This window comes from Zetaproteobacteria bacterium (assembly GCA_003696765.1).
GTDB lineage: Bacteria > Pseudomonadota > Zetaproteobacteria > Mariprofundales > J009 > RFFX01.
In genome coordinates this window covers 17,478-27,977 of the sequence record RFFX01000030.1, presented here as the reverse complement: position 1 = coordinate 27,977, position 10,500 = coordinate 17,478, and the positions used below count along the sequence as shown (strand labels likewise).

Here is a 10,500-nt window from a genome sequence, read left to right as displayed (position 1 = left end):
GCCAGCAGATGGCGGCGGGTCTGGGGCAGATGGTCGAGAAACTGCCGCTTGCCGTCGCGGAAGGCGAGCCGGGCGAAGATGCCGCACACCTTGATATGGCGCTGCAGCGAGGCGCAGCGCAGCGCCTCGTGCCACCCCGCCCGGCCGGAGAAGGCGGCGCGCATCCGCTCGGGCAGCAGGTCGAAGAAGCGACCGCTCCAGTCGCTTGCCTGCTCCTCGCCGTAATCCTGGTAGCAGTCGTAGAGCAGTGAGGCGAGGTCGTAGGTCAGCGGGCCGCGCACCGCATCCTGGAAGTCGATCACCCCGAGCACCGGAGCACCGTCTTCTTGCGAAACATCCATCAGATTGCGCGAGTGGAAATCGAGGTGGACCGGCACATACGGCTGCGACGCGATCCGACGCAGCAGCGGCTCCAGCGCGGCGAAGAAGCGGGCCCGTTCGGTCTCGTCCGGCCGCCGGTCGCACAGATAGGGCAGATACCAGTCCAGATAGAGCGCGCATTCGCGCTGCATGCGCGTCACATCGAAACTAGGCAGCCCTGCCGCCGCCGGATCGAGCCGCTGCAGCCGCAACAACTGCTCCATCGCCGCCTGCAGCAGCGGCGCGACCGACGCCCCCTCCTCCAGCGCCCGGGCCCAGGTGCGGTCGCCGAAGTCCTCCAGCAGCAGAAATCCGGCGTCGCCATCCTGCGCGATCAGGTGCGGCACCCGCACGCCGCCCCCCTCCAGCCAGCGGCGCACACGCAGAAAGGGGGCGACCGATTCGCGATCGGGCGGCGCGTCCATCAGCACGAACGCGCCCTCCGCCATCCGCAGCCGAAAGTAGCGGCGGAAGGAGGCATCCCCGGCCAACGGTTCCAATCGCGGCACGGACCCGAGCACCCCCCCGAGCCAGCGCCGGGCCAGGCTCAGGCGGGGATCACCCTCCGGCCGCTCTGCCGCGACGGCCTCCACCCGATCCTCTCCGGCGCGACGGCCTGCCTCCGCCGCTCTTCTTCCTGTCGCCGCCGTCGCGCCTCTCGGCGCGATCCTCGCGCTTGAGCCCCACGGCGGTCGCCCGCCGATCGACCGGCGGCCCCACCTCCAGCCAGGCGGGATCGACCACCTCCACCGGGATGGAATGGCCGATCAGCCCCTCGATATCGGGCAGACCGAAACAGAACCGTTCGCAGGAGAAGGAGATCGCCACCCCCTCGTTGCCCGCACGCGCCGTGCGACCGATGCGGTGGACATAGTTCTCGGGATCCTCGGGCAGATCGTAGTTGAACACATGGGTGACGTCGTCGACATGGATGCCGCGCGAGGCGACATCGGTGGCCACCAGCAGATGGAGCCGCCCGGCGGTGAAATCCTGCAGGATGCGCATCCGCCGCTTCTGCCGTACATCGCCGGAGAGGATGCCGACCTTGAAGCCGTACTGGGCCAGCCTGCGCGCCACCCGCTCGCCGGTGCGCTTCTCGTTGACGAAGATCATGCCGCGGCGCACCTCGTGGCGACGCAGCAGGTGGATGAGCAGCGGCAGCTTCTCCTCCATCGCCGTGTGGTACAGGCTCTCGCGCACCCCGACCGCCGTGATGTCCCCCTCCTCGGCGCGCAGCTTCTCCGGGTTGTTCATGTGCTCGTAGGCCAGCTCCATCACCCGGTAGGAGAGCGTCGCCGAGAAGAGGAGCGCCTGACGCCGGTCGAACGGCGGCAGACGACGCATCACATAGCGCAGATCGCGGATGAAGCCGAGATCGAACATGCGATCGGCCTCGTCGATCACAGCCACCTCGCACTTGCTCAGCGAGAAACAGCGCTTCTTGTGGTAGTCGATCAACCGGCCGGGAGTGCCGATGAGCAGATCCACGCCCCCTTCAAACCCCCGCTGCTGCTTGTCGTAATCGACCCCGCCGTAGACGGTGTGGCAGCGCAGGTCGGTATATTTGAGCAGGGCTGCGGCGTCCTTGCCGATCTGGATGACCAGCTCCCGCGTCGGCGCCAGCACCACCGCGCGCAGATGGTGCGGCTTGCGTCCACGCTTCGGCGGCCGGGTGAGCAGACGGTGGATGATGGTGATGAGGAAGGCCGCCGTCTTGCCGGTACCGGTGCGCCCTTGGGCAGCGACATCCTCTCCCTTGAGGGTGCGCGGCAGCACCAGCTGCTGGATCGGGGTCATGGCGGTGAAGCCGAGATCGTCGATGGCGCGCATCAGCGGCTCGGGCAGACCGAGGGTGGTGAAGGGTGCTTGCTCCATGGTCGCGGCAGCCTAGGGAGCAGCGCCCCCCCTGTCAGCACGCTTGGCGGGCCGCCGCCCATTGCGGTAGCATCGCCCTTTCATGTCCCCTTCGCAGGAGCGCACCATCGCAGTCCTCCACGGCCGACACGCCGCGCCCGCCGCAATACCGTTGCGCCGTTGCATCAAGTGGCTGGCCTTGGGCTGCGCCCTCATCTCGTTCGGCACCATGGTCGCCTTCCTCTCCACCCGGTCGGCTCCACCGGGAGCACGTCTACAGAGCCAAGGTACCGACGGCGCCACCATGGAGCGACCGGTGATCATCGAGAACCGCGGCGCGCGCGTGCGCTGGCGGCTGCAGGCGCTCGCCGCGCGGCAGCATGCGGGGCGCATCCGGCTCACCCGCCCGCTGCTTACGCTCTTCGACCGCGACGGCAACCCCATCCCGGTACGGGGCGACCAGGCCACCTTCGATCCGCTCAAGCGCACCGCCCGCTTCCGTGGCCACGTAACCATCGACTATCGTTCGTGGCATCTGCAGAGTACGCAGGCGCGGTTCGACGGTGCGCGGCGGACGGTACGGATCCCGGGGGCCTTCTCGGCGGTCGGGGAGGGGCGGCGCATGCAGGGTGCGGATCTGATCATCGACGAGCGGCGGCAGCGCCTGACGGTGCGCCGCCATGTCCGGATCGAGGGGCTCTGATGCCGCTCCGAGGCGCGCCCCGGCTTGTCGCCATCCTGCTGGCAGGCGGCCTCCTCACCGCGGGCCATGCCCGGGCGACCACCATCGAGGCACAGCAGATGGTGGCCGACCGGAAGCTCCATCGCGCCCGGTTCCACGGCGACGTCGAGCTGATCTCCCGACAACTGCACATCCGAAGCGACACCCTGACCGCCTACTACCGCGACCGGCTGGGCGGCCGGCTCGACCGGGCGGAGGCCAGCGGTCATGTACGGCTGCGCCGCGAAAAGATGCGCGGGCGGGCCGACCATGCCACCTTCGACGAAGGTCGGCAGCTGCTCATCCTCTCCGGCAACGCCGAGTTGACCGAGGGGGGCAGGTTGATCCGCGGCGGCCGGATCGAACACCGGCTGGACAGCGGAGAGAGCCGGGTCACCGAAGGGGAGGCGGGCGAACGGGTCCACCTCCACATCGACGACGACCGCCGGCCGCTGCGTCCTTGATGGTCGAGGAAACGGCCGGCAACCGCAGGCGGCTGGAGGCCCGCGCATTGAACAAACGGTTCGGCCGACGCACGGTGGTCCACGACGTCACCCTGCACCTGGAGCAGAGCGAATGTGTCGGACTGCTCGGCCCCAACGGCGCGGGCAAAACCACCTCCTTCTACATGGTCTGCGGCCTGATCCCGCCGGACGACGGCACCATCACCCTCGACGGCCGCGACATCACCGGCCTGCCGATGCACCGCCGCGCCCGACTGGGCATCGGCTATCTGCCGCAGGAGGCGAGCGTCTTCCGCACCCTGACCGTGCGTGAAAACCTGCTGGCCATCCTCGAAACCCTGGAACTGAGTCCGCTGGAGATCGAGGAGGAGCTGGAGCGGTTGTTGGTGGAGTTCGGCATCGAATCGGTCCAGCATCAGAAGGCCTACACCCTCTCCGGCGGCCAGCGCCGCCGGACCGAGATCGCCCGCGCGCTGGTCACCCGCCCCGCATTCCTGCTGCTCGACGAGCCCTTCGCCGGTGTCGATCCGATCGCCGTCGAAGATATCCAGGGGATCATCGGCGAGCTGAAGCAACGCGGCATCGGCGTATTGATCACCGACCACAACGTGCGCGACACCCTCTCGATCTGCGACCGGGCCTACCTGATGGCCGACGGAGCCATCCTGCTGCACGGCGCCCCCGAGGAGATCATCGCCCACCCCGACGCCCGCCGGCGCTACCTCGGCGAGCGTTTTACTATGGCATGACCGGAAAAGCCCCACGCGTCACCGTCGCCATCACCGGCGCATCGGGCGCCGGCTACGCGCTGCTGCTGCTCAAGCGCCTGCTGACCCGGGGGGTTACGGTGCATCTGATGGTCTCCGACGCCGCCCGGGTAGTGCTGCGTCAGGAGGCGGATCTTGATCTGCCCGATCAGCCGGAGCAGGCCTGCCGGCTGCTGCGCAGCCATCTCGATGCGGCCGGTGTGGGGGAGTTGCGCCTCCATCCGCTCGACGACTGGATGGCGCCGCCCGCCTCCGGCTCGGCCGGCATCACGCGGATGGTGGTGGTGCCCTGCTCAATGGGCACGCTGGCCCGCATCGCCTGCGGCACCGCGCAGACCCTGATCGAGCGCGCCGCCGACGTGATGCTCAAGGAACGACGCCGATTGATCCTGGTCCCCCGCGAGACGCCGCTGTCGGCCGTCCACCTGGAGCAGATGCGCAACCTCGACCGCATGGGCGTCGTCATCCTGCCGGCGATGCCCGGCTTCTACCACCGCCCGCAGTCGATCGACGACCTCTTCGCTTTCGTCGTCGACCGGATCATGGATCAGTTGGGACTCCCCTGTGCGGAGGCACTCCGATGGGGCGATTGATTCCGGTACTGCTGGCCTCGGGGCTCATTCTCTCCGGCTGTGTCGCCGGGGCGGCGGTGAGCGCGGTGGGGGCGGCGCTCAGCGCGGTGGGCGGCGTGGTCGCCGAACGGGCGGCACGGCTGGCCGAATCGAAGAAGGTGAGCCTGCCGATGAAGATGGACCGGGCGCTCGCCGCCGTACAACGGGCGTTGCGCGCCATGGACTTCGATGTCGACCTGCTGCAACCGACGAAGGAGGGCGGCTACATCGCCCTCTTCGGCAACGAGAAACTCGACGGCTCGGTGACGCTGGAACGGGTGACCCCGGTGTTGACCACCTACAAGGTCAAGGTGCTCGACGCCGGCGGTTTGAGCCGCAACGAGGCGGTGGAGGAGGCGGTGACCAACCTGGTGCGCAACCAGAGCAAGAAACTGGGGAAACGCGCCCACTTCGATTTCCGCGACTACAACGTCATCCGCAAGCGGCCCAACCGCGCATCGGCACGGGTCGGCTGGTTCCGCATCGGCAGCAGGCTGCGGGTGCGCCCCGCCACCGTACCCGGCTGGCTGCAGATCGAGATGCCGGAGGGCGACAAGGCCTTTCTCAAGGGGAAGATCAGCGAAACGACAAGGAGCCACCCGTGACGGCTTCGTAAGAAGCCGGCATTCGCGGCCAGGACGGCCGCGCAAATCCGGAGCTTGCAAACGCAACCGATGGATTTGTAAGGGGATCGAAGAGCGCGATCTCCGATCCCCGTCGAGCAAAACGTCCATGGAGGGACGTATTGCGATCCGATCACCCATGACCGACAGAAGACACGATCCACTGGACGACATCGCCGAGAAGCTCGCCTCGGGCCTGCGCCTGCTCGGCGGGCTCAAGCAGGGGGCGGAAGCGCAGGTGCGCACGCTGGTCGAGGAGACGCTGGCGCAGTTCGACGTCGTCACCCGAGACCAGATGGAGCTGCAGGAGGCGATGCTGCGGAAGGCACGCGAGGAGATGGCCGCGTTGGATGAACGCATCCGGCAACTCGAGGCCCGCGTGCACGAGCTGGAGCGGCACCGCTCCTGATCCCCGCCCCGCCCGCACCCTGACGACGGATGCTGGCGCGGCTCCCGTCGGCCTCGCTGCGCGGTCTGGATGCCGAGGCGGTCACCGTCGAGGTCGACCTCTCCCGCGGCATCCCCGGCTGGAGCATGGTCGGGCTGGCCGACGCCTCGGTGCGCGAGGCCAAGGATCGGGTGCGCGCCGCCATCCTCAACGCCGGCTTCGACTTCCCGCTGGCCCGCATCACCGTCAATCTGGCCCCGGCCGACCGCAAGAAGATCGGCGCCTACTTCGACCTGCCGGTGGCCGTCGGCATCCTGCTCGCATCCGGCCAGCTCCTCCCCGCCGACCCCGATGCGCCGCTCCCCTTCCTCGTCGGGGAGCTGGGGCTGAACGGCGCCATCAACCCGGTGGCCGGCGTGCTGCCCTTGGCCATCTTCGCCCGACAGCAGAACGCGCCGGCGATGATCGTCCCTCCGGGCAACCGGCAGGAGGCGGCGATGGTCCCCGGGCTGACCGTGCTGGCCGCCGGCCACCTGCTCGACGTGGCGCGCCACATCAGCGGCGCCGCCCCCCTCACGCCGGAGAGGAGCGACGAACGGCCGGTCACGACCGGATCCGACACCCCGCCCGACATGGCCGACGTGCGCGGCCAGCACCAGGCGCGACGGGCGGTGGAGATCGCCGCCTGCGGCCGCCATCCACTGTTGATGTGCGGCAATCCCGGTGTGGGCAAGAGCATGCTGGCCATGCGCATGCCGGGCATCCTGCCGCCGCTCGACGACGACGAGGCGATGGAGGTCGCCCGCATCCGCAGCATCCTGGGGGAGGCGCAGCCGGCCATCAGCCGTCTACCCCCCTTCCGCGCCCCGCACCACACCTGCTCCGACGTGGCGCTGGTCGGCGGCGGCTCGACCCCGCGCCCTGGAGAGTGCTCCCGCGCCCATCTCGGCGTGCTCTTCCTCGACGAGCTGCCCGAGTTCCGCCGCTCGGTGCTCGAGGTGCTGCGCCAGCCGCTGGAACGCGGCATGGTGACCATCGCCCGCGCCGTCGATGCGATCACCTTCCCCGCGCGGTTCCAGCTGGTCGCGGCGATGAACCCCTGCCCCTGCGGCTACCTGGGCCATCCGCACAAGCCGTGCCGCTGCACGCCCCAGCAGGTCCAGCGCTACCGCCACCGCCTCTCGGGACCGCTGCTCGACCGTTTCGACCTGCGCATCCAGCTGCCGGCCGTCGACCGGACGGAGCTGACCGCCATGCAGCCGGGCGAGCCCTCCGCCGCCATCCGCGCACGGGTGATCGCCGGGCGGGCGCGCATGATCGCCCGCCAGGGGTGCTGCAACGCGGAGTTGACCCCGCGCCGGCTGGAGCGTTTCGCCGCACCCGACGCCGCCGGCGCCGCGCTGTTGCAGCAGGCCTTCACCCGCTTCGCCCTCTCCGCCCGCGGCTACCACCGGTTGCTGCGGGTGGCGCGCACCATCGCCGACCTGGAGGGAAGCGACACCGTCGGCGCGCCGCACATCGCCGAGGCGCTGCAGTTTCGCGGGGAGTCAGCCGGCGGCTGACCCGCTGGCCGGCTCCGCCTTCTGCTCCTTCACCCAGCGCTCAAAACCGGCATAGGCCTGCATGAAGCTGGCGAAGATCGCCGGCGGCGCATCGCAAACCAGCGTATGGCCGACCGCGCGGATCATCGTCCCCTCGCGCCGGAGGAACCTGCTGCCGCCATAGACCATGGTGTGCGGCGCCACCGCCCCCGCCGGCTTGAGATCGACCACCCACTCCTGCCGGCCGTGGATCATGATCAGCCAGTCGTCACCGGCGCAGTCCTGACAGACGAACTCCCCGGCCTGGTATTCGCGCACCGTCGATGATTCGGCCAGCCAGAGGCGATCGTCGGCGGCCAGCTCGGCAAAGGCGGGATGCTCGAAGGTGAGCGACTGCACCATGCGCCGCTGCACCACCTGCATCAGCCGCTCGCCGGCGATGGGGGAGCGTTCGATCAGATCGTGGATGGCCCGATCGGAGAACCTGAGCAGCCGCGCATCCTCGTGGGCGCGCACCGTGGCGGATCTGGGGATGCGGTAGATGCAGGCAAACTCACCGAAGTAATCGCCCGCCTTGAGATTGGCCAGCAGCAGCTTGTTGCCGCCGGTCTCCAGCTCCACATCCATCGAGCCGCGCACGATGAGGAAGAAGCTCTGGCTCACCTCGCCCTGCGCCACCACCGCGCGCCCCCGCTCCACCGAGAGATAACTGCCCTGGAGCAGGAAATCGCGCGCCTCGAGGTCGCTTAGCTGTTCGATCAGGGAGAAGACCCGGCCGGGTTCCTGCTCACCCTCCATGCCGCCGCTCTGCACCATGATCCGCGCCATGCTCTCCATATCCTTGATCGCCTCGCGATCGGGATGCTCCAGCTGGCGGCAGATGGCGAGAAAGCCGAGTTCCTCGCTGTAGCGACCGGCGCTCTGCATGCGGCGGGCCATGTGCAGCGCCAGATCGGCCGCCGCGCGCCTCCGCCCGGCCTGCTGCAGCATCTGGATCAACGGCCGCGCCAGATGGAGGTCGTCCGGGAACAGCGGCAACAGATCGCGGTAGATGGAGAACAGATGCTTCTCTGCGGACATGACTCCTCCCGACCCGATCAGGGAACGACCCGTACGGCGAGGCCGAGCGCGCCGATCTGCCCGGCCAGCGCATCCAGCCAGTCGCGCGGCGGGGCGGCGACCCGCTCCTGATGCGAAGGGCGCGCCGGCGCGTAGAGCAGCACCCCCTCGACCACCCCGACCAGCCGTTCGAGCAGCCGCAGGTAGCGGTCGATGAACGCCTCCCCGGGCGGCGCGCCGTCCGACGCCACAACCATACAGCTCTGCACCCAGGTTGGACAGCGCGCGGCCAGCCGCTCCACCTGCCACACCACCCGGTCGGCGGTGATCGACACCCCGTTGATGCGCCGCGCATCCGCGCGCCCGCCGGCATCCACCTTGGCCCACACCTCCCCGCCGCGCGCGGCCATCCGCGCAACCCCCCGCTGCACCCACCGCTTGCCGGCGTAGGAGCCGTTGGTGATCAGCCGCAGCGGCACTCCATCGAGGCCGAAGCGCTCCATCTGCTCCGCCAGCAGCGCCACCACCTCGGGAAACTGCGGCGTGCTGGTCGGCTCGCCGTTGCCGGAGAGCGCCACATCGCACAGCCGCTGCATGCCCGGCGGCAGCCGCCGGGCCAGCAGGTCCCCCTCCACCACCTCGCGCAGCAGCGCGCCGCACTCCGCCTCGAGCAGTGCCAGATCGATCCGCGGCGCGCGGCCGCGACGCAGATCGGGCACCTGGCAGTAGCAGCAGCGCCAGTTGCAGGCGTTGTTGGGGTTGAGGTTGACCCCGACGGAGAGGCCGCCCGCCCGCCGGGAGGCGACCGGATAGAGGTAGCGCATCCCGGCCGCGTCGCGATCGTGGTCGCGGATGGTCAGCCGGCCGTCGGCGGCCATGGAAGAGCGCTCAGTCGCGCCGGATGACGGCAAACAGCGCCTTGGGCTGCTCCCCCTCCATGGTGCCGGCAAAGCGCGCCGGCTCGATCCGCTCCACGGTGAAGCCGTCGGCGAAGAAGGCGCGCAGTTGCTCCGGCGCGAAACGGCACGGCGGCCCCTCCTCGCGCTGCTCCTCGTGGGAGAAGCACTTGAGCAGCAGCACCCCGCCCGGGCGCAGCGCCGCACGGATCGACTCGATGTAACGCGTCCGCTGCGCCGGATCGTCGAAGCAGTGCAGCACGCCGCGGTCGATCACCAGGTCGAACGGGGCATCGAAGCGCACCGTCGTCGCATCGGCGATGCGGAAATCGACCGCCACGCCGCACTCCTCCGCCCGCGCCCGCGCCCCATCGATCGCCGCCGGCGCCACATCGCAGGCGGTGACCGCAAAGCCGCGCCCGGCCAGCGCGATCGCCTGCGTACCCGGCCCGCAGCCGAGATCGAGCGCGCGCCCGCCCTCGATGCCCAACGCATCGAGCGCCCGGGCGAAATCCTCGTCCAGCCGGTCATGAAACCACGGCAGCTTCTCGGCGGGGGACTCCTCATACCGCGCCTGCCAGCCAAGCGCGCGCGGCACCTCCAGCGGCCGCTCCCACCTCCCGGCGAAGGCGATCTGCTCCAGCGGCAGGCGGCCGCGCGGCGCCCGCTCCGTCCCCTGCAGCGACTCGCTCAACGAGGCCGCATCGCCGGGATGGCCGACGGCGGTCACGCTCATCAGCGCCACCGACGCGGGGATGGCCAGCGCCGACCGGATGGCGTCGGCATCGAAGCCGCCCATCTGGTGGCAGACCAGCCCGAGGGCCGACGCCTGCAGGCAGAAGGAGAGCATCGCCTGACCGCAGTCGTAGCCGTGCCAGCGGTTGGGGGCGTCGTTGTGGCGGAAGCGGGTCTGCGCCGCCGCCACCACAAACAGCGGCGCCTGCCCGGCCCACTCCTGGTTGGCCGGCGCGAGTGCGTCGAACACCCCGCGCCAGGCATCCTCGTCGGTGGCGCGCTCGGCGATGATGAAGCGCCACGGCTGGTCGCCGTAGCAGGAGGGGGCCCAGCGCGCCGCCTCCAGCGCGGAGATCAGCGCCGCACGCGCCACCGGTCGCGCCGGATCGAAGGCGCGCGGGCTCCAGCGCCGGGCGAAGATGGGCGCCACCGGCGCCTGCACATGGATCCGTTCTCTGGCCATGACAGGTTCCTCCTGATT

12 protein-coding genes are annotated in these 10,500 nt (G+C 70.0%); 7 read left to right on the top strand and 5 right to left on the bottom strand.

The window, feature by feature from the left end:
• Both D6682_03040 and D6682_03035 read right to left on the bottom strand, forming a co-directional pair.
• A partial coding sequence (locus D6682_03040; GenBank protein RMH52000.1) for a hypothetical protein occupies positions 1-953 on the bottom strand: 953 nt, incomplete at its 3' end.
• The gene (locus tag D6682_03035; protein RMH51999.1) at positions 919-2,235 is read right to left on the bottom strand and encodes a DEAD/DEAH box helicase; all 1,317 of its coding nucleotides are present in this window, start codon (positions 2,233-2,235) and stop codon (positions 919-921) included. The genes D6682_03035 and D6682_03040, both read right to left, overlap by 35 nt.
• 151 nt (positions 2,236-2,386) lie before the next feature.
• Here D6682_03035 and D6682_03030 point away from each other — a divergent pair, with 151 nt between their 5' ends.
• The 7 genes from D6682_03030 (at position 2,387) to D6682_03000 (ending at position 7,350) form a co-directional block, all read left to right on the top strand.
• On the top strand, positions 2,387-2,917 hold the full coding sequence (locus D6682_03030; GenBank protein RMH51998.1) for a hypothetical protein: 531 nt from the start codon (positions 2,387-2,389) through the stop codon (positions 2,915-2,917).
• Positions 2,917-3,399, top strand: a complete 483-nt coding sequence (locus D6682_03025) for a hypothetical protein (protein ID RMH51997.1) — start codon at positions 2,917-2,919, stop codon at positions 3,397-3,399. Before D6682_03030 ends, D6682_03025 begins: the two co-directional genes overlap by 1 nt.
• Entirely contained in the window at positions 3,399-4,148 is a 750-nt protein-coding gene (gene lptB / locus D6682_03020; GenBank protein RMH51996.1) for an LPS export ABC transporter ATP-binding protein, read from the top strand. The genes D6682_03025 and lptB overlap by 1 nt, the downstream gene beginning before the upstream one ends.
• Entirely contained in the window at positions 4,145-4,759 is a 615-nt protein-coding gene (locus D6682_03015) for a UbiX family flavin prenyltransferase (GenBank protein RMH51995.1), read from the top strand. The genes lptB and D6682_03015 overlap by 4 nt, the downstream gene beginning before the upstream one ends.
• Positions 4,756-5,382: a hypothetical protein gene (locus D6682_03010; protein ID RMH51994.1), complete on the top strand. Its 627-nt coding sequence runs from the start codon at positions 4,756-4,758 to the stop codon at positions 5,380-5,382. The genes D6682_03015 and D6682_03010 overlap by 4 nt, the downstream gene beginning before the upstream one ends.
• Positions 5,383-5,539: 157 nt before the next feature.
• Entirely contained in the window at positions 5,540-5,809 is a 270-nt protein-coding gene (locus D6682_03005; GenBank protein RMH51993.1) for an accessory factor UbiK family protein, read from the top strand.
• 29 nt (positions 5,810-5,838) lie between these two features.
• Positions 5,839-7,350, top strand: coding sequence for an ATP-binding protein (locus D6682_03000; protein RMH51992.1), 1,512 nt, complete (start codon positions 5,839-5,841; stop codon positions 7,348-7,350).
• Here D6682_03000 and D6682_02995 read toward each other — a convergent pair.
• From D6682_02995 to D6682_02985, 3 genes are read right to left on the bottom strand one after another with little or no spacing between them, the layout of a single operon-like run.
• Positions 7,336-8,409: a cyclic nucleotide-binding domain-containing protein gene (locus D6682_02995; protein RMH51991.1), complete on the bottom strand. Its 1,074-nt coding sequence runs from the start codon at positions 8,407-8,409 to the stop codon at positions 7,336-7,338. The genes D6682_03000 and D6682_02995 overlap by 15 nt on opposite strands.
• A gap of 17 nt (positions 8,410-8,426) precedes the next feature.
• Positions 8,427-9,266, bottom strand: coding sequence for a radical SAM protein (locus D6682_02990; protein ID RMH51990.1), 840 nt, complete (start codon positions 9,264-9,266; stop codon positions 8,427-8,429).
• A 10-nt stretch (positions 9,267-9,276) separates the two neighbouring features.
• Positions 9,277-10,482, bottom strand: coding sequence for a methyltransferase domain-containing protein (locus D6682_02985; protein RMH51989.1), 1,206 nt, complete (start codon positions 10,480-10,482; stop codon positions 9,277-9,279).
• Positions 10,483-10,500 lie beyond the last annotated feature (18 nt).